Annotated in this window: 21 protein-coding genes; 11 read left to right on the forward strand and 10 right to left on the reverse strand. The window is 61.3% G+C overall.

Annotation, left to right across the window (positions count from 1 at the left end):
* The first annotated feature begins 85 nt into the window (after positions 1–85).
* The 4 genes from N6L25_RS16375 (at position 86) to N6L25_RS16390 (ending at position 6,749) form a co-directional block, all read left to right on the forward strand.
* On the forward strand, positions 86–1,273 hold the full coding sequence (locus tag N6L25_RS16375) for an efflux RND transporter periplasmic adaptor subunit (RefSeq protein WP_271982463.1): 1,188 nt from the start codon (positions 86–88) through the stop codon (positions 1,271–1,273).
* Between the two features lie 125 nt (positions 1,274–1,398).
* A complete protein-coding gene (locus N6L25_RS16380) occupies positions 1,399–4,602 on the forward strand; it encodes an efflux RND transporter permease subunit (RefSeq protein ID WP_271982466.1) in 3,204 nt (1,067 codons plus the stop codon).
* A complete protein-coding gene (locus N6L25_RS16385; protein ID WP_271982469.1) occupies positions 4,595–6,046 on the forward strand; it encodes an efflux transporter outer membrane subunit in 1,452 nt (483 codons plus the stop codon). Before N6L25_RS16380 ends, N6L25_RS16385 begins: the two co-directional genes overlap by 8 nt.
* Before the next feature lie 115 nt (positions 6,047–6,161).
* Positions 6,162–6,749: a LysE family translocator gene (locus N6L25_RS16390; RefSeq protein ID WP_271982520.1), complete on the forward strand. Its 588-nt coding sequence runs from the start codon at positions 6,162–6,164 to the stop codon at positions 6,747–6,749.
* On the opposite strand, the gene N6L25_RS16395 is transcribed toward N6L25_RS16390, so the two are convergent.
* From N6L25_RS16395 to ahpC, 3 genes are all read right to left on the reverse strand, one after another.
* Positions 6,738–7,604, reverse strand: a complete 867-nt coding sequence (locus tag N6L25_RS16395; RefSeq protein WP_271982472.1) for an AraC family transcriptional regulator — start codon at positions 7,602–7,604, stop codon at positions 6,738–6,740. The two genes, N6L25_RS16390 and N6L25_RS16395, sit on opposite strands and share 12 nt — an antisense overlap.
* Positions 7,605–7,768: 164 nt before the next feature.
* Complete coding sequence (gene ahpF / locus N6L25_RS16400; RefSeq protein ID WP_271982475.1) at positions 7,769–9,355, reverse strand: alkyl hydroperoxide reductase subunit F; 1,587 nt, start codon at positions 9,353–9,355, stop codon at positions 7,769–7,771.
* Positions 9,356–9,604: 249 nt separating this feature from the next.
* Positions 9,605–10,168 (reverse strand): alkyl hydroperoxide reductase subunit C, encoded by a 564-nt coding sequence (ahpC, locus tag N6L25_RS16405; protein WP_271982478.1) that lies wholly within the window; start codon positions 10,166–10,168, stop codon positions 9,605–9,607.
* Between the two features lie 324 nt (positions 10,169–10,492).
* Between ahpC and N6L25_RS16410 the strand changes: the two genes are divergently transcribed.
* Positions 10,493–12,316, forward strand: a complete 1,824-nt coding sequence (locus N6L25_RS16410; protein ID WP_271982481.1) for an Ig-like domain-containing protein — start codon at positions 10,493–10,495, stop codon at positions 12,314–12,316.
* A 179-nt stretch (positions 12,317–12,495) separates the two neighbouring features.
* Here the strand turns inward: N6L25_RS16410 and N6L25_RS16415 are convergent, their stop codons facing one another.
* A complete protein-coding gene (locus tag N6L25_RS16415) occupies positions 12,496–13,347 on the reverse strand; it encodes a putative RNA methyltransferase (protein WP_271982484.1) in 852 nt (283 codons plus the stop codon).
* Between the two features lie 182 nt (positions 13,348–13,529).
* On the opposite strand from N6L25_RS16415, the gene N6L25_RS16420 reads away from it, so the two are divergent.
* Positions 13,530–13,829: a DUF6316 family protein gene (locus N6L25_RS16420; protein WP_271982486.1), complete on the forward strand. Its 300-nt coding sequence runs from the start codon at positions 13,530–13,532 to the stop codon at positions 13,827–13,829.
* A 36-nt stretch (positions 13,830–13,865) separates the two neighbouring features.
* On the opposite strand, the gene N6L25_RS16425 is transcribed toward N6L25_RS16420, so the two are convergent.
* The 5 genes from N6L25_RS16425 to N6L25_RS16445 form a co-directional block, all read right to left on the reverse strand.
* On the reverse strand, positions 13,866–15,827 hold the full coding sequence (locus N6L25_RS16425) for an alpha/beta hydrolase (protein ID WP_271982489.1): 1,962 nt from the start codon (positions 15,825–15,827) through the stop codon (positions 13,866–13,868).
* Positions 15,828–15,994: 167 nt separating this feature from the next.
* Entirely contained in the window at positions 15,995–16,402 is a 408-nt protein-coding gene (locus N6L25_RS16430) for a DCC1-like thiol-disulfide oxidoreductase family protein (protein ID WP_271982493.1), read from the reverse strand.
* Between the two features lie 75 nt (positions 16,403–16,477).
* A complete protein-coding gene (locus tag N6L25_RS16435) occupies positions 16,478–16,732 on the reverse strand; it encodes a hypothetical protein (protein WP_271982496.1) in 255 nt (84 codons plus the stop codon).
* A gap of 89 nt (positions 16,733–16,821) precedes the next feature.
* Positions 16,822–17,658, reverse strand: a complete 837-nt coding sequence (locus N6L25_RS16440; RefSeq protein ID WP_271982499.1) for a 23S rRNA (adenine(2030)-N(6))-methyltransferase RlmJ — start codon at positions 17,656–17,658, stop codon at positions 16,822–16,824.
* Positions 17,659–17,740: 82 nt separating this feature from the next.
* Complete coding sequence (locus tag N6L25_RS16445; RefSeq protein WP_271982502.1) at positions 17,741–18,490, reverse strand: TrmH family RNA methyltransferase; 750 nt, start codon at positions 18,488–18,490, stop codon at positions 17,741–17,743.
* A gap of 193 nt (positions 18,491–18,683) precedes the next feature.
* Between N6L25_RS16445 and rlmE the strand changes: the two genes are divergently transcribed.
* A complete protein-coding gene (gene rlmE, locus N6L25_RS16450; protein ID WP_271982505.1) occupies positions 18,684–19,304 on the forward strand; it encodes a 23S rRNA (uridine(2552)-2'-O)-methyltransferase RlmE in 621 nt (206 codons plus the stop codon).
* A 31-nt stretch (positions 19,305–19,335) separates the two neighbouring features.
* Here rlmE and rluF read toward each other — a convergent pair whose 3' ends face one another.
* Positions 19,336–20,388, reverse strand: coding sequence for a 23S rRNA pseudouridine(2604) synthase RluF (rluF, locus tag N6L25_RS16455; RefSeq protein ID WP_271982508.1), 1,053 nt, complete (start codon positions 20,386–20,388; stop codon positions 19,336–19,338).
* A 268-nt stretch (positions 20,389–20,656) separates the two neighbouring features.
* On the opposite strand from rluF, the gene N6L25_RS16460 reads away from it, so the two are divergent.
* The 4 genes from N6L25_RS16460 to N6L25_RS16475 all read left to right on the forward strand — a co-directional run.
* Positions 20,657–20,902, forward strand: a complete 246-nt coding sequence (locus N6L25_RS16460; RefSeq protein WP_271982510.1) for a type II toxin-antitoxin system CcdA family antitoxin — start codon at positions 20,657–20,659, stop codon at positions 20,900–20,902.
* On the forward strand, positions 20,902–21,219 hold the full coding sequence (locus tag N6L25_RS16465; RefSeq protein WP_271982513.1) for a CcdB family protein: 318 nt from the start codon (positions 20,902–20,904) through the stop codon (positions 21,217–21,219). Before N6L25_RS16460 ends, N6L25_RS16465 begins: the two co-directional genes overlap by 1 nt.
* 349 nt (positions 21,220–21,568) lie before the next feature.
* Complete coding sequence (locus tag N6L25_RS16470; protein ID WP_271982517.1) at positions 21,569–21,823, forward strand: type II toxin-antitoxin system Phd/YefM family antitoxin; 255 nt, start codon at positions 21,569–21,571, stop codon at positions 21,821–21,823.
* Between the two features lie 179 nt (positions 21,824–22,002).
* A partial coding sequence (locus tag N6L25_RS16475) for a helix-turn-helix domain-containing protein (RefSeq protein ID WP_271981818.1) occupies positions 22,003–22,176 on the forward strand: 174 nt, incomplete at its 3' end.

Below are 22,176 nucleotides of genomic sequence, written 5' to 3' on the forward strand. Positions count from 1 at the left end.
GGCAAAGGGCCGGCAAGCCAAACCGCACCGGCATGGTGCCGGTGCAACGGTACGGGAACTGATTCATCAACGGGAGCAAAACATCATGAACAGTGTGACGGAAAACACGAACCGGCGAACAGCGGCGGCGGGGGGCCTGGCCCTGATGCTGACGACCCTCATCCTGGCCGGCTGCGAGGCCCAGAGCGACGAGATGGCGATGATGCCGCCACCGCCCCAGGTGGATGTGGCCCAGGTGCTGGCCGAGCCGGTCACCCTGTGGCAGTCGTTCACCGGCCGGGTGGCGGCCACCGAAACCGTGGTGCTGAGGCCCCGGGTCAGCGGCTATATCCAGCAGGTGGCGTTCGAGGAAGGTGCCCTGGTGGAGGCCGGTGACCTGCTGTTCCAGATCGACCCGCGGCCCTATCAGGCACGGCAGCAGGCGGCACGCGCCGAACTGGCCCAGGCCAGCAGTCAGCTGGAACTGGCCCGCAGCGAGGCCGGCCGGGCCAGCAGCCTGCTGGAGAGCCGGGCGATCTCCCGCGAAGAGTACGACCAGCGCCACGCCGCGCTGATGGGTGCCCAGGCAGCGGTCGAAGCGGCCAGGGCGGCGCTGACCACCGCCGAGCTGGATCTGGAATACACCCGGGTGACCGCACCGGTCAGCGGCCGCGCCGGTCGTGCCCTGGTGACCCGCGGCAACCTGGCCAATGCCGACCAGACGGAACTGACCACGGTGGTGTCGGTGGACCCGATGCACGTCTATTTCGAGGCCGATGAACAGACCGCCGCCGACAGCCGGTCGCTGCTGGCGGACGGCAAGGACCAGACCGTGCGGGTCCGGTTGGGTGACGACAGCCAACAAACGCTGACCGGTCGACTGAATTTCATCGACAACCAGCTGGATGCCAGCACCGGCACCCTGCAGTACCGCGCCGAGCTGGCCAACCCGGACGAACGCCTCAAGCCGGGGCAGTTCGCCCGGGTGGAGATGCCGGTGGCGCAACTGGAGCGGGCCCTGTTGGTCAACCGCAAGGCGGTGCTGACCGACCAGGATCGCCGCTTCGTCTATGTGGTGGATGACCAGAACCGGGCCTCCCCCCGCCACGTCACCCTCGGTCGCCAGGTGGACGACCTGCTGGTGATCCGCGAGGGCTTGCAGAACGGCGACCAAGTCATCGTCAACGGTGTCCAGAAAGTGTTCTACCCCGGCATGGAAGTCAGCCCGCAACAGGTCGCCATGCGCGAAGCACCGGCCGGGGACGATGCCCCGGTGCTGGCTGCCGGGCCGTAAGTCGGGTCGGGCCGACCGTTCCACGGCCCGGGTAGCGAGCCTGTAAGCGTTAGCGTTCGCCACCCTTTCCAGGGAATTTCATATTAGTGACGGCCGCTTTGGCGGTCACACAGGAGCCTTTTGTCATGAATTTTTCGCGATTTTTCGTGGACCGGCCGATTTTCGCGGCCGTGGTGTCCATCATAATCTTCGCCATCGGGTTGATCTCCATTCCCAACCTGCCGATCAGCGAATACCCGGAGGTGGTACCGCCCTCGGTGGTGGTTCGCACCGTCTACCCCGGCGCCAACCCCAAGGAAATCGCCGACACCGTCGCCACCCCGCTGGAAGAGGCGATCAACGGGGTGGAGGGCATGATGTACTTCAAGTCCGTGGCCGGGTCCGACGGCGTCCTGCAACTGACCGTAACCTTCCGCCCGGGCACCGACGCGGATGACGCCGCGGTAAAGGTGCAGAACCGGGTCAGTCAGGCCCTGGCGCGGCTGCCGGAGCCGGTGCGCCGCCAGGGGGTTACCACCCAGAAACAGTCCCCCACCTTCCTGATGGTGGTGCACCTGACCTCGCCGGAAGGCCGTTACGACACCCTCTACCTGCGCAACTACGCCCGCCTGCACGTCCGTGACCGGCTGGCCCGCATCCAGGGCATCGGCGAGGCCCAGATATTCGGCGGTGGCGACTACGCCATGCGGGCCTGGCTCGACCCGGACCGCATCGCCGCCCGCGGCCTGACCGCCGGCGATGTGGTGCGCGCCATGCGCGAGCAGAACGTGCAGGTGTCCGCCGGCCAGCTCGGCGCCGAGCCGGTGGCCAACAGCGATTTCCTCACCCTGATCAACGCCCGTGGCCGGCTGGAAACCCCGGAAGAGTTCGGCAACATCGTGCTCAAACGGGGTGACGACGGCGAACTGCTGCGCCTGGCGGACGTCGCCCGGCTGGAACTGGGCGCCGGCGACTACACCCTGCGCTCCCAGCTCGACAGCAAGGACGCGGTCGCCATCGGCATCTTCCAGGCGCCGGGGGCCAATGCCCTGCAGATCCGCAACGAGGTGATCGCCACCATGGACGAGCTTGTCGAGCTGTTCCCGGAAGGCGTGGAATACCAGGCGGTGTACGACACCACCATCTTCGTCAGCGATTCCATCAAGTCGGTGGTGTCCACCCTGCTTGAAGCCGTATTGCTGGTGGTGCTGGTGGTGACCCTGTTCTTGCAGACCTGGCGTGCTTCCATCATCCCGCTGCTGGCGGTGCCGGTGTCGGTGGTCGGTACTTTCGGCGCGCTGTACCTGCTGGGCTACTCCATCAACACCCTAACCCTGTTTGGCCTGGTGCTGGCCATCGGCATCGTGGTGGATGACGCCATCGTGGTGGTGGAAAACGTCGAGCGCAACATCGAGGAGGGCCTCAAGCCCCTGGCGGCGGCTCATCAGGCGATGAAGGAAGTCTCCGGACCGATCGTCGCCATTGGCCTGGTACTGTGCGCGGTGTTCGTGCCCATGGCGTTCCTGTCCGGGGTCACCGGTCAGTTCTACCGCCAGTTCGCGGTGACCATCGCCATCTCGACGGTGATCTCCACCATCAACTCGCTGACCCTGTCGCCGGCCATGGCGGCGATGCTGCTGAAACCCCACAGCGCGCCCAAGGACCGCCTGCAACGGGTCATCGATGCCCTGTTTGGCTGGCTGTTCCGGCCCTTCAACCGCTTCTTCGACGCCAGTGCCCGCAAGTACCAGGGCGGGGTATCCCGGTCGTTGCGGCGACGGGGTGCGGTGTTCGTGGTCTATGCCCTGCTGCTGGTGGCCACCGGGTTCATGTTCAAGGTGGTGCCGCCGGGCTTTATCCCGATCCAGGACAAGCTGTACCTGATGGCCGGGGTGAAGCTGCCGGAGGGCGCCTCGCTGGAGCGCACCGATCAGCTGCTGCAGCAGGTCACCGACATCGCCATGGCGACCGAGGGTGTGGAGCACGCGGTGGCCTTCCCGGGGCTCAACGCACTGCAGTTCACCAACACCTCCAACACCGGGGTGGTGTTCTTCCCGCTCAAGCCTTTCGACGAGCGCAGCCTGAGTGCCGAGCAGATCAACGCCCAGATCAACCAGCAGATTGCCGGGCTGAAGGAAGGCTTCGCCTTCTCCTTCATGCCGCCGCCAATCCTCGGCCTGGGCAACGGCTCCGGCTACCAGCTGTTCATCGAGGACCGGGGCAACCTGGGCTATGGCGCCCTGCAGAATGCGGTGAACCAGTTCCAGGGCAGCGTTGCCCAGACTCCGGGCATGGGCTTCCCGATCACCAGTTACCAGGCCAACGTGCCGCAGCTGGATGCCGAGGTGGATCGCCTCAAGGCCAAGGCCCAGGGCGTCCCGCTCACCGAGCTGTTCGACACCCTGCAGACCTACCTGGGCTCCAGCTACGTCAACGACTTCAACCGCTTCGGCCGCACCTGGCAGGTCATCGCCCAGGCCGATGCCCCCTACCGCGACAGCGTGGAGGACATTGCCCGGCTGCGCACCCGTAACGACCAGGGCGAGATGGTGCCCATCGGTTCCATGGTGAACATCCGCGAGACCTTCGGGCCGGACCCGGTGATCCGCTTCAACGGCTACCCGGCGGCGGACCTGGCCGGGGAATCCGACCCGCGGGTACTGTCCTCGGCCCAGGCCATGGACGCCCTGGGGGCGATTGCCGCGGAGGTGCTGCCACCGGGCATGGACTTCGAATGGAGTGACCTGAGCTACCAGCAAGCCAATCAGGGTAATGCCGCGCTGGTGGTGTTCCCACTGGCCATCCTGCTGGTGTTCCTGGTACTGGCGGCACTGTACGAGAGCTGGACCCTGCCGCTGGCGGTCATCCTCATCGTGCCGATGTGCATGCTGTCGGCGCTGATCGGCGTCTGGTTCGGCGGGGGCGACAACAACATCTTCGTCCAGGTGGGCCTGGTGGTACTGATCGGCCTGGCCTGCAAGAACGCCATCCTGATCGTGGAGTTTGCCCGCGAGCTGGAGCTGCAGGGCCGGGGCATCGTCGAGGCAGCGCTGGAAGCCTGCCGCCTGCGCTTGCGGCCGATCATCATGACCTCCATCACCTTCACCGCCGCGGTGGTGCCGCTGGTGCTGGCCACCGGCGCCGGCGCGGAAGTGCGGGCGGCGCTGGGCACCGCGGTGTTCGCCGGCATGATCGGGGTCACCCTGTTCGGCCTGTTCCTCACCCCGGTGTTTTACGTCGCGCTGCGCAAGCTGTCCGGCAGCCATCCGCTGAAGAGCCATCACAGCTCCACCCTGTCCGGTGAGGGCAGTCAGGATCAGGAGGCATTGCCAGGAGGAAACCATGCCTAGAGCCAACGTGGGAACAGAACTGACGGCAAGATTGAGAGGTCACCTGGCGGCCGCCGGCCTGGTGCTGTTGGCAGGCTGCGCCGTCGGCCCGGACTACCAGCCGCCGGAGCTCGACGTCCCGGCGCAGTTTAGCGCCGAACATGATGGCCAGCCCTTTAGCCGGACCGAGGAAGCCCGCTTCTGGGACGGCTTCGGCGATCCGCTGCTGGCAGAGCTGATCGACCAGGCTCTCAACGCCAACCTCGAGCTGCAGGCGGCATTGACCCGCTACCAGCGCGCCGAGGCACTGCTGCGGGGCAGCCGCAGCGAGCAGCTGCCGACGGTGGGGCTGGGCGCCTCGGCGGCGGCCCAGCACCGGCCGGAGCTGGAACGGCTGCCCGGCGCCGACGACAACATCGAGCTGTACCGCATCGACGCCAACGCCAGTTGGGAGCTCGACCTGTTTGGCCGCCTGCGCCGCGTCACCGAGGCTCAGGGCGCGCGTCTGCAGGCCACCGAGGCGGAATTGGCGGCGCTGCGGGTAGCGCTGGTGGGCCAGCTGGCCAGCAGCTATTTCGAGCTGCGGGGGCTGCAACAGCAGCTGGCCGTGGCGCAACAGAACGTAGCACTGCAGCGGGACTCCCTGGCGATCGTCGGTGCCCGCCAGACCGCCGGTCGCAGCACCGAGTTCGACGTGCTGCGGGCCCGCGCCCAGTTGGCCAGCACCCGCGCCGAGATCCCCCAGCTGCAGGCGGAAATCCGGGTACGCATGCACCGCATCGCGGTGCTGACCGGGCAGGCCCCGGGCCAGTTGATCGGCCGGCTCAGCCCGGTCACGACGCTGCCGACGGTCACCCCCACCATCCCGGTGGGCAGTCCCGGCGAGGTGTTGCGTCGACGTCCGGATATCCGTCAGGCGGAGCGCCAACTGGCGGCCGCCACCGCGGACATTGGGGTCGCCACCGCCGACCTGTTCCCCCGCTTCAGCCTCGACGCCCTGCTGGGCACCGTGGCCCTGGACGGCAGTGACCTGTTCAGCGCCGGTGCCGAGTCCCGCCGGGTGGGGCTCGGCATCGACTGGACCTTCCTCAACTTCGGCCGGGTCCGCGCCCGCATCGACGCCGAGGACGCCGACGCCCAGGCCGCCCTGGTGGAATACCGGCAAGTGGTGCTGGAAGCCCTGGAGGAAACCGAGAACCGGCTGGTGCGCTACCAGCGAACACAGCAACGCAGCGCCGAACTGGCAGCCGCCGCCAGCGCCGCCCGCGAGGCCGCTCAGCTGGCCCGCACCCGCTACGAGCAGGGCTACATCGGCTACTTCGAGGTACTGGATGCGGAACGGGAGCAACTGACCAATGACAACGCCCTGACCCGCAGCCGCACCGCCACGGTGCTGGCCATGGTCGATGTCTATCGGGCGTTGGCCGGGGCACCGCAACCGGCACCAACGGTCTCGGCTCGCTAACGGTTGAATCGGGAGGGCGCTTAGGCACCGCAATTTTGTTCAATACCCGTCCGGGGCGTCGGGGCAGACTTCGGCCATTGCCAACTCGTTATCCACAAGGAGAATGACGATGAGCCTGTCGCTGATACTGCCGATGTCTGCCTTTGCCCTGGCGGCGTCCATCTCACCGGGACCGGTGAACCTGGTGTGCCTGAGCAGCGGTACCCGCTACCACGTCTCCCGGGGACTGATCTTCGTCACCGGCGCCACCCTGGGCTTCATCGCCCTGTTCCTCGCCATCGGCTTCGGCCTGCATTCGCTGCTGGCCGGCTTGCCCGGCTTCGAGCGCTGGCTGAGCTGGGCCGGCATCGCCTTCCTGCTGTACCTGAGCTACCGCCTGGCCCGCGACGATGGCCGCATTCCCGACGGCGAACCGGACAAGGCACCGGGATTCCTGCTCGGTGCCCTGATGCAGTGGCTCAACCCCAAGGCCTGGCTGGCTTCCGCCGCCGGCATCGGGGCCTACACCAACGGCGGGGACAGCCAGCAGATCTGGCTGTTTGCCGCCCTGTACCTGCCAATCTGCTGGCTGTCGCTGAGCTGCTGGGTCTACGCCGGCGCCTTCCTGCGCCATCTGGTGCATAAACCGGCGGTGCTGCGCGGCATCAACCGCACCCTGGCGGGGCTGCTGGTGGCGAGTTGCCTGTTCCTGTTACTTGACTGAGGCGCGGCGAGCGGCAGACGGCTGGCGATACTGGTTGGGCGTGGCCGCCACCAGTTTCTTGAAGGTGCGTTGAAAGTGGGCCTGGTCGGCGAAGCCGGCACTCAGCGCCGCCTCGGCAATGGCGGCACCGCTCTTCAGCTGGCGCTGGCCATACTGGATGCGGCGATTGACCAGGTAGGCGTGAGGCGTCATACCGAAGTGCTGCTTGAAGACACGGATCAGGTGGCCGGGGCTGTAGCCGGTGCGGGCGCAGAGATCGTCCAGTGACAGCTCGTCGGTACAATGAGCATCCAGATAATGGGCCAGTTCGCGCAAGGTATGCGGCGCCTCCGGTTGCGGCTGCGCCGGCTGTCCCGCCAGCACCTGCATCAGCCCGGACAGGTACTCGACCACCCGGGTCTGCTTGTCCAGCAGTTCCCGCTCCGGGTCCAATAGGCACTCGGCCATGGCGCAATAGCCCTCGTAGCATGCCCGCTCGGTCACCACCGCGGTGGCGATGTCCTGCCAGCGCGGCTCCTCCAGCAACCCGGCCTCGTAGCGCAAGCGGGTGATCCAGTCGGAGTCCACGTACAACATCAGGTAGGCCCAGGGCTGGTTGTCGATGGGGTTGCAGGCGTGGGCCCACTCCGGGTTCATCAACACCAGGGTGCCTTTCTGGACCCGATAACGATCGTTCCGATACACGAAGGTGCTGTGGCCGCCGGTGATGGCTCCGATGGACCAGTGGGTATGACTGTGGAGGGCGTAACAGACCTTGCGGCCGTCGGCGACCTTGCGCAGCTCCACATGGGGCATGCGATCATCGCGCCAGAAGATGGGGGTGTGGGCGTCGCACGACGGTATGTTCCCGGCCATGGCCAGTCTCCGGAATCGGGCTCAGTTGCTGTGTAGCTTAGCATGCCGAGTTAACAGGCGAGGGAGCGACGGCGCAACAGCACAACAAAGCCCCGCCACTCTCCCGAGTGGCGGGGCTGTCCTGGCTTTATTTAGCGCCCAATTTAGCGCCTACGCTACTTGGCTTAGGCCGCCTGTTCTGCGCCTGCCGGCGCCGCATTGCGGATCAGGTAATCAAAGGCACTCAATGCCGCCTTGGCGCCCTCGCCCATGGCGATCACGATCTGCTTGTAGGGCACGGTGGTGGCGTCGCCGGCGGCGAACACCCCCGCTACCGAGGTCTCGCCACGGTCGTTGACCACGATCTCGCCGTGCTGGCTCAGCGCCAGATCCCCCTTGAGCCATTCGGTGTTGGGCACCAGGCCGATCTGTACGAACACCCCTTCCAGCTCGACCCGGTGGCTGTCGCCGCTGCTGCGGTCGGTGTAGGCCAGGCCATTGACCTTGCCATCGCTGCCGAGGATCTCGGTGGTCTGGGCGGACAGGCGAATGTCAACGTTGGCCAGGCTGCGCAATTTGTGCTGCAGCACCTCGTCGGCGCGCATCCGCTCACCAAACTCGAGCAGGGTGACGTGGCCGACAATCCCTGCCAGGTCGATGGCGGCTTCCACGCCGGAGTTGCCGCCACCGATCACCGCCACCCGCTTGCCCTTGAACAGCGGACCGTCGCAGTGGGGGCAGTAGGCCACGCCCTTGTTGCGGTACTCGGCCTCGCCCGGCACCCCCAGCTGCCGCCAGCGGGCACCGGTGGACAGGATCACGCTGCGAGCCTTGAGCGACGCGCCGTTGGCCAGCCGCACCTGGTGATAGCCGCCGGCCTGGGCGGCCGGAATCAGTTGTTCGGCGCGCTGCAGGTTCATCACGTCCACCTGGTAGTCACCGACGTGCTGCTCCATGGCCGCGACCAGTTTCGGGCCCTCGGTGTAGGGCACGGAAATCAGGTTCTCAATGCCCAAAGTGTCGGATACCTGGCCGCCGAAGCGCTCGGCGGCAATACCGGTGGCGATGCCCTTGCGCGCGGCGTAGATGGCAGCGGCGGAGCCGGACGGGCCACCGCCGATCACCAGCACCTCGAACGGGTCGCGCTGGTTGAGTTTATCGGCGTCACGGGCGCCGGCGTTGGTGTCCAGCCTGGTGACGATCTCTTCCAGGGTCATGCGACCCGAGCCCCAGGACTGGCCATTGAGGTAGACGCTGGGTACCGCCATCACTTCCCGCTGCGCTATCTCTTCCTGGAACAGGGCGCCGTCGATGGCGGTGTGCTTGATCCGCGGGTTGAGCACGCTCATCAGGTTCAATGCCTGCACCACGTCCGGACAGTTCTGGCAGGACAGGGAGAAGTAGGTCTCGAACTCGAAGTCGCCGTCCAGCGCCTGAACCTGCTCGATCACATCCTGGCTCGCCTTGGACGGGTGGCCACCCACCTGCAGCAGGGCCAGCACCAGGGAGGTGAACTCGTGGCCCACGGGGATGCCGGCGAAGCGCACTCCGATCTCGGTGCCCGTGCGGTTGATGGCGAACGACGGCCGACGCAGGTTGGCCGCGCCCGCGTCACTGAGGCTAATCAGCTCGGACAAGCCGGCGATCTCGCTCAGCAGGGCGTGCAGTTCGCGGGACTTGGCGCCGTCGTCCAGCGCCGCCACCAGCTCGATCGGCTGCGTGAGATTCTGGAGGTAGGCCTGCAATTGATCCTTGAGGTTGGCATCCAACATATCGTATTCCCCTATGGTAACTAATGAGGTATCTGATGAGGTAACTAAGGGTATCCGGTGAGGTAAATCCGGCGATCACCACCGATCGCGCCTGAACAGGTACCTACGATAAAACCCGACTATCAAAAGCTCCAATTGATTAGGATTAAGCTTTTAATAGCGCTTACCTATAAATGAGCTGTGTCTTATCACTCCAACAAAAAGGCCCGCAGAGCGGGCCTTAAAGACAGCTGTTACCGTGGGGAATGCTTAGATCTTGCCGACCAGGTCCAGGGACGGTGACAGGGTCGCTTCCCCTTCCTTCCACTTGGCCGGACACACTTCACCCGGATTGTTGCGCACGTACTGGGCCGCCTTGACCTTGCGCAGCAGGTCGTCGGCGTCGCGGCCGATGCCTTCGGCGGTGATCTCAACCGCCTGGATGATGCCGTCCGGATCGATCAGGAAGGTGGCGCGGTCCGCCAGGCCCTGACCCTCCCGCATCACGCCGAAGTTGTTGGTGATGGTGCCGGTCTGGTCACCCACCATGAAGTAGTTGATCTTGCCGATGGTGTCGGAGGTGTCGTGCCACGCCTTGTGGGTGAAGTGGGTGTCGGTGGACACGGAAAACACTTCCACACCCAGTTGCTGCAGCTCCTGGTACTTGTCGGCGACGTCGCCCAGCTCGGTGGGACATACGAAGGTGAAGTCGGCCGGGTAGAAGAAGAAGATCGCCCACTTGCCCTTCACGTCCGCTTCGGAAATTTCCACAAACTCGCCCTGCTTGTAGGCGGTGGCGTTAAACGGTTTGATTTCGCTGTTGATGATGCCCATCGAGGCATGCTCCTGTCGTTGAATTGAGTCCCAACGATAGGCGCCGAGGGCTCTCGGCTCAAATTGATAGTTTTTAGCAAAACAATAGCGTTTACCTATGAAGGTTACGGACCGGTCCTTTGGCTACCGGCGGCTACCACGGCCCACGCCCTGAACCCCAACTTGTCATAAAGGGCCAACCTGACTTGGAACTGTCAATCGACGTCAATTCCGCGGCTCTGTCCTGGTACGTATGTATCATTTTGTGAACAATCTTGGTACATATGTGCCACAACCGGAGTACCACCCGGTGGTAGATTTCATAAAAAAATAAGGTAGCGGATGATGTACAACGTGATTTCTGGACGGCAACGTCTACTGGCCCTCACTCTGGCAGCCCCCCTGTTCCTCGTCGGATGCGGCGGCAGCTCCTCCTCCAGCGATTCTGACTCACCCGCGGTGGCCGGCGACAGCGTAGCCGCCAGCCCCGATAATGAACGCGAGGTGGTTACTGAGCCCACCGACAATGGCGGCGAAGCCTCCACCGAATCCGTGTGCAACGGCGATCAGGCCTTCGCGCTGGTCGACACCTTCCCGCCCGCCGGCGAGCAGGACTATGCCCTCAACGGCTCGTTGCTGTTCGTGTTCAATGCCGCCATCGATCCGACCTCGGTGGACAGTTCCAGCGTCTCGTTCGATGGCAACGGCGCCCTGGACATCCGCGTGGCCGGTAACCAGATCGTGATCGACCCCAGCGAATCCCTCGACCCGAACGCAGACTACCAGGCCACCATCGAGGGCATTCTCGCCGACTGCGGCTCCAGCACCCTGCCCCTGCCGGAAGGCGCGGAACTGCCCTTTGGCACCGGCGACGAGCCGGACAACAGCCCGCTGCAAGTGTCCTACATCTACCCCGCCAGCGCGGACGATCTGGTGGACCCCCGCGAGCCCATCGTGATCCAGTTCAGCGGCGCGCTGGACCCCTCCAGCGTCAGCGGCGGCTCGCTGTATGTGCGCCAGGTCAGTGACCCCTCCAAGGCGTTTGGCGGCGAAGTCAGTTTCGACGCCAGCAACAGCCAGCTGACCTTCCTGCCGGAAGCGCCGTTCGACGCCCAGACCTCCTACGAGCTGGTACTGGGCAAGGATGAATCCGGCAGCCCGGAGGATGCCCTCAGCGGCCTGACCGACAATCCCATTGCCGAACAGATCGTCTCGCTGTTCCGCACCGGCGGCGAGCAGCTGCCCCTGGACAGCAACACCCTGGAGCAGGTCACCGGTCTGGGTGATCGTCTGCAGGATCTGGCAACCCAGCTGCAGGAGCAGTTTGGTGAGTTCGGTAACGGCGGCGGCATGGACGGTTTCGAGAATCCGCTGCTGCTGACCCTGCCCCTGGTGGGCAACCTGCCGGATGCCTCACCGTCTCCGGACAACACCGACACCCTGATCGCCATCTGTGATCCCGCCGCGGCCGGCGGTGCTTGCGCCCTGGCACTGGATATCAGCGTCGACCCCAGCGGTCTGGACGCGCTGATGACCGTCTTCAAGACCCAGGACCCCAGCCAGGCCATCACCCTGGTCAGCGCCCTGCTTGGCCAGCTGGCCGACCCCAGCGCCATGAACGCTCCGTTCAGTGCCGAGCTGCTGCTGGCGGAGCCGGGCTTTGCCGAACTGTTCCCGGAACCCCTGAGCGATGGCCTGGTGCTGGCGGTGGGCCAGATTGCCGCCGCCCTCAACCAGCTGCCCGGCGTGGCGGACCTGCTCGGCAACGTGGCCAGTGACCCGCTGCTGCAGGCCCAGCTGTTCAACAACGGCAGCCTGCTGACCCTCAACGGCACCGACCTGGTCAATGCCCTGCCGCTGTCCGAGCTGACCGAAGGCCAGACCCCCAATGGCGACCTGCCCGCACTGTCTGACCTGCAGACCCTGCTGACCGACGGCGGCAGCGAGCTGCCGGTGATCGGCGACTACCTCACCGGCGACGTGCCCGGCGGCCTGCTCACCGGCGGCACGCTTGACGAACTGCTGAACCAGGCCTCGTTCGATCCCAATCCCCAGATTGAAGAGATCCTGGGCGAACAAGCCGTGCCCACCGATCTGGATGCGCTGCCGGTGCTGGGCCCGATTCTGGGCACCGTGCTGAGCGGTCTGCTTGGTGCATTGGGCGGTTAAGCGCCCCGCCACTGTCCCCGGGCAAGTCGATCGAGGCTGACCCGGGGACCATGCTAGCCCGCCGGGGTTGCCTGTTGGGTTGCCTGTTGGGTTGCCTGTTGGGTTGCCTGTTGGGTTGCCTGAGAGGTTGCCTGAGAGGTTGCCTGAGGCGATCCCGGCGTTGGCCAGAGACTTCCCTGTTATTCCCCTTCCGCCAATCGCTGCAATCGCCGCAACTGAACCTCGACAGTGACCGTCAGCGTGTTCAGTGCCGCTGCCCTGGCCCGGCCCTCGGCACTGGCCCGGTACAGATGGGGCGTCATCGCCAGCAGATCGGCAATGGCTTGAGCCTCGGTCAGTTCCAGTGAATAAGCCACCGTGTCACCCACCAGTGAGCGAAACCCGGTTGGCGCCGACCACGGTTTCTCGCCCCGCGGCTTCAGGCTCGGGTAGACGATCTCCCGCAGCTCCCTCAGGTGGTTCGGACCCGCATCCACCAGCAACAGCTCGCCACCGGCCTTAAGCACCCGGGCGAATTCGTCGTAGACCGGAAAGCCGAACAGACACAACACCCGATCCAGCGACGCGGTGGTCACCGGCAGGTTGGCGTTGCTGCCCACCAGCCAGCGGGTCTGCCGGTCCTGCTTGGCGGCCGCCTGCACCGCCCATTTCGAGATATCCAGACCCGCCAGCGCCAGGCTGCGGTCGCCCGCCCGCGCCGCCAGCTCCCGCAGGTAATAGCCCTCACCGCAACCGGCGTCGAGACAGCACAGCGCCGCGGCCTCGGCGGGGCTGGCCAGCAGCGCATCGCTAACCGCGGTGGCGATGGGCCGGTAGTGGCCGCCATTCAGAAAACGGCGGCGGGCCGCCACCATGGCCTTACTGTCGCCCGGGTCCCGGGAGCGTTTCTTCTGCACCGGCAGCAGGTGGGTATAGCCCTGGCGGGCGATGTCGTAACAGTGGCCAGCGCCACAGCGCCAGCTGTGGCCGTCGCCGGTCAGCGGCAGGCCATCCAGCGGACAACACAGGTCCTGAAAGGGAATAACGTTCATGGTGTGAGATTTTATGCCGGTGGCGCGGCGGCCGAACATTGAAAGCCGAGCTGTGAAAGCCGAACTGTGAAAATGGGAACCAAAATACCGGATCGAGCGTGGGTTTGTAAGAACCGATGACATTATTCGGATCCGTACCCGGTGCCGACGCGTTTCAACGTTTGCCCATTGGAGGCCCTACCATGTCGAAGAATGCTGCCGTATCTTCCCTCCCCCAATACGACGACCGTTTCATCGAAACCGCCGCAGGCTGGTATGCCCTGGTACGGGAAAACAGCGACCTGGGTCCGTTCATCAGTCGTTTCGAGGCCGAGCAGGCCTTGGAACGCCACCTGCGGCTCTACCGGGGCGTCAACCACCGGCCCCGGGGTGAGGCCTTTCACGGCATCGGCGTTCACGATACCGCCAGCTGCCGCAAAGCCAATTGCGGGCGCTGCATCGAGGCCCGCGCGCTGAATCACGGCCTGCTGGCGGTGTACTAACCAGCGGTCACCCGAAGGGGGCGACCGCTGCCACCGTTACAGCGCTACCGGCGGCTCCAGGCTGCCTTCCAACACCGGCAGCTGGACCGTGCCGGACAGGTTGACGAACGGCACCAAGGCATCCCTCGAGCCACTCTCGAGATACTGAGGGTGATAGCCATACACCAGCAACGCCAGCTCGTCACCGGCCGCCAGATGCTCGGCAATACCCACCAGTTCGATGTTGGCGTCTTGCTTCAACCCCCGCACCGGCTGGATCTGGTCATCCACCAGCAACCACCGACTCTCGCCCTCACCCCGAACGCCAATACCGATGAACACAATGGGATCGCAGCCGGGACTGTAATCCGGTAACCCGGCCTCGCAGGCGGTACGCCCAGCCAGGTCGGCGACCGTCAAACGGGCGGTCGGGATGCCACCGATCACCGCGCCCCCGGGCCCCACTGTGCCCAGCGGCAGAGCGGTTGGCGGCGTTGCGGCACTGGCCAGCGCCTCGTAACCGGACGCCACCGGCGTGGTGGTGGCTACGCTGCGCTCCACCATGAACGGCCCGGTGAGCAAGCTGCCGACGGCAGATGGCGCCGGAAACTGCGCGAACGGCACCTGCACCGACTGGCCGTCCCCGGTGGACAGACAGACCTGGTTCTCGCTGCCATCGAAGTAATCCGGCAGTGGCTCCACCAGCAGCTTGTGCCGCAGCCAGTCCAGGGTCGCACGGGCAATGGAGACTTCGCCACAGGCGAAAGCGCCGGCCGCACCCTGGAACGACGGAATCTCCAATAGCTGGGCGGCAGGATCGACGTAGCTGGCCGGCTGCAGCTCATCAGGCGCGGCCAGCGGCAGGATGTGACCGGACTGGTGGGTCAGCAGGCGGACATCGCCACCCAGGGCACTCAGGCACTCGAAGTTGCGCCAGGCCTCGTTGAAATTGAACAGGGTGTCTTTCATACCCTGGGTCAACAGCACGTCCACCGGACGGAACGCCGTCGGCGCCACATCGTAGGCCGGTGGATCGATCTGGTAGCTGACCAGGCTCGGCGCGTCCGCCGGTGCGATGGGCACACCGGCACAGCGGTAGGCCGGACTGTGGTAATAGATGAAATCCAGGCCTTCCGCCGGGAACCGGTTGAGGCTCATGCCCTGCACCAGAATTTCCCGGATGATGGGGTCCAGGCCGCCGTTCTGGTTGCTGCCCGAGCCCGCCTCACCGCCGGCCACCAGCACCAGATCCCAGCCCGATTTGATCACATCCCCCGGGTTGAGACTGTAGCGCAGATCATGCCAAGTGATGTCCGGCACCAGCGCGTCCATCCGCTGTTTCGGGTCCAGTCCGTGCAGCAGCAACTGGTAACCGCCTCCGTAGCTGCCGCCGATGGCCCCCACCACCAGATTGGGGTTGAGTTCGGGCGGCAGTTCCGGCTCCTGCTGCTTGCGCAGATAGTCGAGGTTGTCCTCGGCCCAGTCCAGGATCTGGACCAGATCGTCACCTTCGAACTCCGGGTCCATGACCCGCACGGTGCCGCCACTCTCACCGAAGCCCCGCTGGTCGATGGAAATGACCGTGAAGCCCGCCGCCAGGTAGTCGTCAAAGCCGGACAGCGAACGCGAGCCGCCGAAGCCATGGCCGTGGAGCACCAATGGATGGCCGCGGCGACAGTCGATGCCACCGGTTGGTTCGAACACCTGAAAGGCGATGGTTTCAGCGCTGGCGGAGGTCAGGTAAACCGGGTAATTACGGCCGCCGTCCAGGGCCTGATCGGCACGACAGGAAGCTTGCGGCTGGGGCAGGGTGTCGGCCACGCAATCGGCGCCGGGGTCCGGCTGTCCGTGACAGGACCCGGTGGTGTCACGACTGGTGGTATCGCCGGCGACCGCCGGGGTCTGCGGGGCAGATTCGCTGTTGGACTCGCCACAGGCAACCAGGGCGGCGCCAGCCAGCAATACAGCAGTGAGCCGTCCAGCGCGGGCCAGACGGGCAATTCGATGGGGGGTATTCATGGGTAGGTCTCCGGACTCTGACCGCACCATCGCCCGGATCTGCCGGGGCAGCGGGTGGGGATGCAGCGGTCGTTGTTATTGTTGTCACCTACCACACGCCGGAAAACTGCTTAAAGTTCCATCAATATGTCAAATTTTGCACGCAAAGTGGAGTCAAAATCGTGGAGTCAAAATCGCGACCGACCGGGAACGTTCAGGTTGTTGATGCGGGTTTTGCCCAGCAGCTTGAGCACCAGATTACGCACGGCCCGCAGCAGCGGATAGGCCACACGAGCCCGCGCCGGAGAGCGGAACAGCCAGACATTGAACCGGTTAAACAGCCCGGAGCGGCCGCTGATCAGGGCCAGGGCGTGAATGGCGTCGGCGCCGTAATACAGCTGGCCCTCCAGGGACAGCACCATGCCCTGGTCGATATCCAGGCCACGGGCGGTGATCTCCGCCAGGATGGCACTGTCTTCGCGGGCATCCACCAGCTGCAGGCGGCCCACATCCCGGCGGATCCGCACCATCCGGCAGTACTGGTCACACAGCGGGCACTCCCGGTCATACACCAGCAAAATTTCGTTGTCAGCCATGCTCTGCCTGCTCTCCTGGTCATCGCCCCGGCCGGTTACGTGCGGTCAGGGCATCATGGGCTGCGCGGCCACCGCTCACCGACGCTTCACGGGGTTCGAGTAGCCATCGCCCTTCACCCCCAGACGATCCAGGTGGGCGTGCAGTTCGGCTTCACTCATGTCCACGTATTCCAGTACCCGGCCATAGAGCATGGCAGTGGGGACATTGCGCCCCTTCAACTCGCGCTGGGTTTGATGGATCAGGTACAGGATCAGCCGCTCGGTCCGGGTCAGACCATCGCGGACGTCCGGGATGGTATCCAGCACGGTTTGCCATTGCTCTGGGGTCATGGATCGTACCTCAACGCCTCTCCCCCGGCGACCTCGCCGCTCGACGCCGCCCCCAGTCGGCAACACGACCGACCTGGGGCAGCGGATGTTTATTCATCAACGATGATCTCACACTTATAAACAGGCCTGTTGATGTGGGTAACTTTTTCAGCAATCTTGGGCAGCAACTTCGACATTTTGTCGAACAGTGTCCAGGGCGGGTTGATTACGAACATTCCTGAAGCTGTCATGCCTCGTTGAGCAGAGTCGGCAGATATTCCCAGCTCAAATCGTTGAATATCTCTGATGCCACTTTTAATCAGGCCTCGCTCCATTTTGACAATGGCCTGCCTGTCAACAACCGGATACCAAATTGCATATATACCGTGGCTGAATTTTTTATGCGCCTTGATGACGCTATCAATCACCTTGTCATAATCTGATTTAACTTCATAGGATGGATCAATTAATACAACCCCTCGTCGACTTGATGGCGGAACCAATGCCTTAAGGCCATCAAACCCATCCTTTTGGTAAACCCGTATATTTCTGGCTTCAGAGAAATTGTTGTGCAACAGGTCGTGATCTTCAGGATGCAACTCAAACAACCAGCCTTTATCTTGATCCCGAAGAAAGCATTTTGCGATGGAGGGTGATCCGGGGTAAAAATTTATATCGTCAGACTCATTAAAGGAGCGGATGACCTGAAAGTACCTGGCAAGCTCAGGAAACTCTTTAAAATCCAGCTTACCAATACCATCAACATATTCCTGTAACTTTTGTGATTCAGCAGCGCCAAGATCGTAAAGACCAACACCAGAATGCGTATCGATATAATCGAAAGGCGATTTCTTTTTAATCAGATGATCAAGTATTTCCACTAACACAATGTGTTTAACAAGGTCGGCGAAATTACCTGCGTGAAATGAATGTCGATAACTTAACACTTGTCGATCCCTTTAAATATAATGCTTGCAGCATGCGCGCCCATGGAATGGCGCCGAAGTCGCAATGTTATGGGCGTTGCCGCTACTGGCGATTCAGTTCGTATGCACATATATTCACGGCCGTGGCCAAATTCAGGGATTCCAAAACGCCCGCGCCTTGAATGGAGTACGCCGTCACATCAAGCTTGGCCAGTTCTTCATAGGGTACTCCGCGCGCTTCATTACCAAATACAAAGCACTGCTGTTTCGTAAAGCCTTCACTGGAAAGCGGTGCGCCTTCAAGATCCAGACATGCAAAGTGATCAAAGCGCGCTTGCAACTCATTGATAGTTACATCCAACTCAATGGGCAAATGAAAAATCGCCCCCATGCTGGCGCGCACTACTTTTGGATTATACGGGTCCACACTGTTGGGGCTTAATACACAGCGAAAACCACCGAACCAGACTAGCGTGCGCAAAATAGTGCCCAAGTTGCCCGGGTCCTGCACTTCATATAAATAAATGGTTTTTTCTTTAGCCGTTTCACCAACTTTAGCGACAGGCGTATGCAGTGGCTCAGTAGAACGAAACGGCACCACCGCGATAATCCCCTGCGGGGTTTGCGTATCGGCAATCTTTTGCATTTGCTTGTCGGTAATGCGCACCTGCTCTAGCTGTGTATTCACTTCGCCATAGCTTTCACTGACATAGACTCTGGCCTGCTGGAATACTGGGATGGTTTTGGCCGCCTTTTCCAGCTCTAAAATCAGGTGTTCACCTTCCACCAAAAAGCAGCCAAGTTCATTGCGGCCTTTTTTTTTGTGCAGCTTTTTTATGTCATCTAATTTCATAGTGCATTACTCAACAAACAAAATTCGCATCCATCAATGCTGTGCTATTCAGCCGCCAGGATGGCCATAAAAAGGGCAATTGTACCTGCCAAGCAAGCGAACGCTAGCCTGAATCGGGTTTTCCCCGTGTTACAGGCACACCCCGGAGCGGGTATAATCAGCCCATCCTGCGGGCCCTATTTAGAGCAATGACATGGCAAGATCCAAAAGCAGCAAGCAATGGCTTAACGAACACGTCAATGATGTGTATGTGAAACGCGCGCAAAACGATGGCTATCGCTCCCGCGCCAGCTACAAGCTGCTTGAGCTGATTGAAAAGGACAAGCTGGTCCGCCCCGCCATGGTGACCATGGACCTTGGCAGTGCACCGGGCGGCTGGTCACAAGTCTTGGCGTCCATTGTCGGCGATAAGGGTCGTGTGATCGCGTCCGATATACTGCCCATGGATTCCATAGCCGGTGTGGACTTCATCCAGGGGGACTTCACCGAAGATAAAGTCTTTGATGAAATCATGGCCACCTTAGACAGCGCCCCCGTGGACCTAGTGGTATCGGATATGGCCCCCAACATCAGCGGTGTCAACGCCGCCGACCAGGCGTCTTCCATGTATTTGGTGGAATTGGCCCTGGATATGGCCCGTCAGGTTCTGAAACCCAATGGCGGCTTTGTCGCCAAGGTATTTCAGGGGGTTGGCTATGATGAGTATTTAAAAGACGTCCGCTCATCGTTCGATAAGGTACTGATTCGCAAACCCGATGCATCACGTCCTCGCTCCCGCGAAGTCTACGTGGTGGCTAAGGGTTTTAAAGGCTAGCAGGCTGATTGGTATTTAGGAAAACTGGCCGCTAGCGGCGGCCTCTCTTTACGCTTGGCTTACTCGGCCCTTTTGACTTTGGCCCTGTCTTTTTACCGATGGATTTACCGCCAGGTCTGCCACTCGGTTTATTTCTATCGCCGCCCTTGCTGGGTTTCGCAGGTTTGCCCGATGGCTTCTTGGGCGAATGCTTGGTATTGGGGTCACCGCCTGGCTTTTTGGCTTTATGTGGGCCACCGCGTTTCGGGCCGTTCTTGCTAGTGCCGGCTTTAGCACCGCCCGCGTTTAAGCCAGAGGAGGATTTCTGACCGGGTTTTTTGTTGGATTTTTTCTGCGTGGTTTTACGGCCGGCAGGGGCCTCAGAAGATGAGTCTTTAATGGCGTCCAAAATACCCTTCAGTTCTTTTTGTGTGAGGTCACGCCAATCGCCAACGGCCAAGCCTTTTATATCCACATTCATGATGCGAACACGCTCCAGTGCTACTACATCATAACCAAAGTGTTCACACATACGGCGAATCTGGCGATTTAAGCCTTGCACCAAGGTAATTCTAAAGACATTAGATGATTCCTTTTTCACCTTACACTTTTTGGTCATGGTACCTAAAATCGGCACCCCATTGGCCATGCCCTCAATAAAGTTATCGCTAATGGGCTTGTTCACTTCCACTAGATATTCTTTTTCGTGGTCATTGCCAGCGCGCAATATCTTATTCACCAAATCGCCGTTATTGGTTAAAAAAATCAAGCCCTGGGAATCTTTATCCAGGCGGCCAATGGGGAAGATTCGAGTACCGTGGCCAACAAAGCGCACAATATTATTGCGCTCACTGCTTTCCGTAGTACTGACTATGCCGACGGGTTTATTAAGTGCAATGAAAACAAAATCTTCGGGCTCTGGCGCTTCAATGAGCTGCCCATTGACCTTCACCGTATCGCCAGGCATGACACGGTCGCCCACTTCAGCACGCTTGCCATTCAAATACACATTACCCTGCTCAATGTAGCGGTCCGCTTCGCGGCGCGAGCAAATACCGCTCTCGCTGATGTACTTGTTGAGACGGGTCGATGAAGAATTCAACATAGGTAACGACTTATCTTAATGATTTTGATAGCAAAATAGCACGGAGCTCGGCACGCAGCTAAAACGGCACCAGGCTCGCAGCATTTCACCAATGTATCTTATGGTATTCGCGCATTCTGCTCTACGTATAACGCCCCCGGCGCAGCGGGCAAATTGGAGTGAGGAACGAGCGGAAATCTAGTCCGCCCGCCGCCACTTGCTGAATGCATTTGCCACGCAAAACTAATGCGCATAAGCTATGCACATAACCCACGTGAGGACTGTGACCATGAGGTCAATTTATGATCATTCAGCGGCCAAAAAACCAACCAATGTTAGTTTAAATAAAGACTTACTCACTAAAGCAAAGCAGCTAAACATTAACCTATCCGCGACGCTTGAGAAGGCTTTAGCTGCCGAAGTCAGTAAACGACAGGCTGAAGAATGGCTAAAAGCCAATAAAAAGGGCCTTGAAGCATGCAATGAATTCGTCGAAAAGAACGGCCTTTTCTCTGACGCATTTAGGGATTTCTAGTGAGCCAATTTACCCTCTACGAAAACACGGATAGAACCACCAGAAAGGCCTATCCATATTTTTTGGATGTGCAAACTGACCTCATATCTGTTTTGAACTCCAGAATCGTGATTCCAGTAATCCCCGCTCAGAATCTTGAAAGAGAAGCACCCGAACATTTATGCCCAATTTTTCAAATTGATGGTAATGAGTACGCGCTGCTTACACATCAGCTGACCAGTGCTCCCGCATCGATTTTGAAACGTCCCGCCGAAAACCTGGAAGCTTTTCGCGAGGAAATTATCAACGCAATCGATTTTTTGATTACTGGCATTTAACGAGGCCGTAGAAAAACCCTCACCCGAGCCATTCCCACCGCCAGATTTCCAATTCTGTTTCCCGGCCAGCTGCAAAACCACAGCGAAGCGGAGGGTTTGGCATCCGGTGCATGGCTAGGGAGCCTCTGATTAACTCCGAATCGCCTCTGCGCGATCTGAAGGCTGCAGATGCAAGGCGCGGTTCGCAGCCAACCCAAAAGTACTGTTAATAGCACCGGTTAAAAGGTGCGGTCAAGAAACATACGCCGTCAGCAGCGGCCGAGTGAAACGAGGTCCAGCGACCGCGGGGAGCGGTGTTTGGGCTTATGATAATAAGTTGTACGGCATTTCCGTACATTAGGGCGCCCGCATGGACACCATTAGCGTAAACAAGTTTAGAGACAACCTGAAAAGTGTTGTAGAGCAGGTAGTTAGCCGACATGAACCCCTGAAAGTTACAAGACGATCTGGAGAGGCGTTTGTGGTTATCAGCGCTGATGACTGGGAGCGAGAGCAGGAGACCCTTTATGTGCTCCAGAACAAGAGTTTGATGCAGCAGATTGCCGACTCCCTAGATACTTGCATATTCCGGCCCATCATGAACACTCATTCCGGACGAACGTGAACACCGATTCTGGTTCAACGTGAACAACCATTCTGATTGAAGGTGAACACTTTTCAGGATTTTCCGGAATCGGTGTTCACGTTCCCGGAAACGGTGTTCACGTTCAACCGGAATCTTTCTTAACGCATTGTTTATTCAAGTGTTTGCTACTCTGACTCCTTTTTCTGGGGAGCGGGGTTGTGCCAGCAAAGAGAATTCCAATGCGTAAAATCAGAGAGGTGCTTCGCCTAAGGCTGGAAGCCGGGCTCTCGATCCGGCAAATCAGCGCCAGCACCAAGACCAGTGTCGGGGCCATCCAGAAGTTGCTGTCCCGGGCCGATGCCCTAAATCTTAACTGGCCCTTGCCCGAGGAT

Source organism: Marinobacter sp. SS21, assembly GCF_028369065.1.
GTDB lineage: Bacteria > Pseudomonadota > Gammaproteobacteria > Pseudomonadales > Oleiphilaceae > Marinobacter.

Coding starts and splice junctions, on each gene's coding strand:
- N6L25_RS16375 (WP_271982463.1), top strand. CDS start 86: ATGAACAGTGTGACGGAAAACACGAACCGGCGAACAGCGGCGGCGGGG.
- N6L25_RS16380 (WP_271982466.1), top strand. CDS start 1,399: ATGAATTTTTCGCGATTTTTCGTGGACCGGCCGATTTTCGCGGCCGTG.
- N6L25_RS16385 (WP_271982469.1), top strand. CDS start 4,595: ATGCCTAGAGCCAACGTGGGAACAGAACTGACGGCAAGATTGAGAGGT.
- N6L25_RS16395 (WP_271982472.1), bottom strand. CDS start 7,604: ATGGCCGGGAACATACCGTCGTGCGACGCCCACACCCCCATCTTCTGG.
- ahpF (WP_271982475.1), bottom strand. CDS start 9,355: ATGTTGGATGCCAACCTCAAGGATCAATTGCAGGCCTACCTCCAGAAT.
- ahpC (WP_271982478.1), bottom strand. CDS start 10,168: ATGGGCATCATCAACAGCGAAATCAAACCGTTTAACGCCACCGCCTAC.
- N6L25_RS16410 (WP_271982481.1), top strand. CDS start 10,493: ATGTACAACGTGATTTCTGGACGGCAACGTCTACTGGCCCTCACTCTG.
- N6L25_RS16415 (WP_271982484.1), bottom strand. CDS start 13,347: ATGAACGTTATTCCCTTTCAGGACCTGTGTTGTCCGCTGGATGGCCTG.
- N6L25_RS16420 (WP_271982486.1), top strand. CDS start 13,530: ATGTCGAAGAATGCTGCCGTATCTTCCCTCCCCCAATACGACGACCGT.
- N6L25_RS16425 (WP_271982489.1), bottom strand. CDS start 15,827: ATGAATACCCCCCATCGAATTGCCCGTCTGGCCCGCGCTGGACGGCTC.
- N6L25_RS16430 (WP_271982493.1), bottom strand. CDS start 16,402: ATGGCTGACAACGAAATTTTGCTGGTGTATGACCGGGAGTGCCCGCTG.
- N6L25_RS16435 (WP_271982496.1), bottom strand. CDS start 16,732: ATGACCCCAGAGCAATGGCAAACCGTGCTGGATACCATCCCGGACGTC.
- N6L25_RS16445 (WP_271982502.1), bottom strand. CDS start 18,490: ATGAAATTAGATGACATAAAAAAGCTGCACAAAAAAAAAGGCCGCAAT.
- rlmE (WP_271982505.1), top strand. CDS start 18,684: ATGGCAAGATCCAAAAGCAGCAAGCAATGGCTTAACGAACACGTCAAT.
- rluF (WP_271982508.1), bottom strand. CDS start 20,388: ATGTTGAATTCTTCATCGACCCGTCTCAACAAGTACATCAGCGAGAGC.
- N6L25_RS16460 (WP_271982510.1), top strand. CDS start 20,657: ATGAGGTCAATTTATGATCATTCAGCGGCCAAAAAACCAACCAATGTT.
- N6L25_RS16470 (WP_271982517.1), top strand. CDS start 21,569: ATGGACACCATTAGCGTAAACAAGTTTAGAGACAACCTGAAAAGTGTT.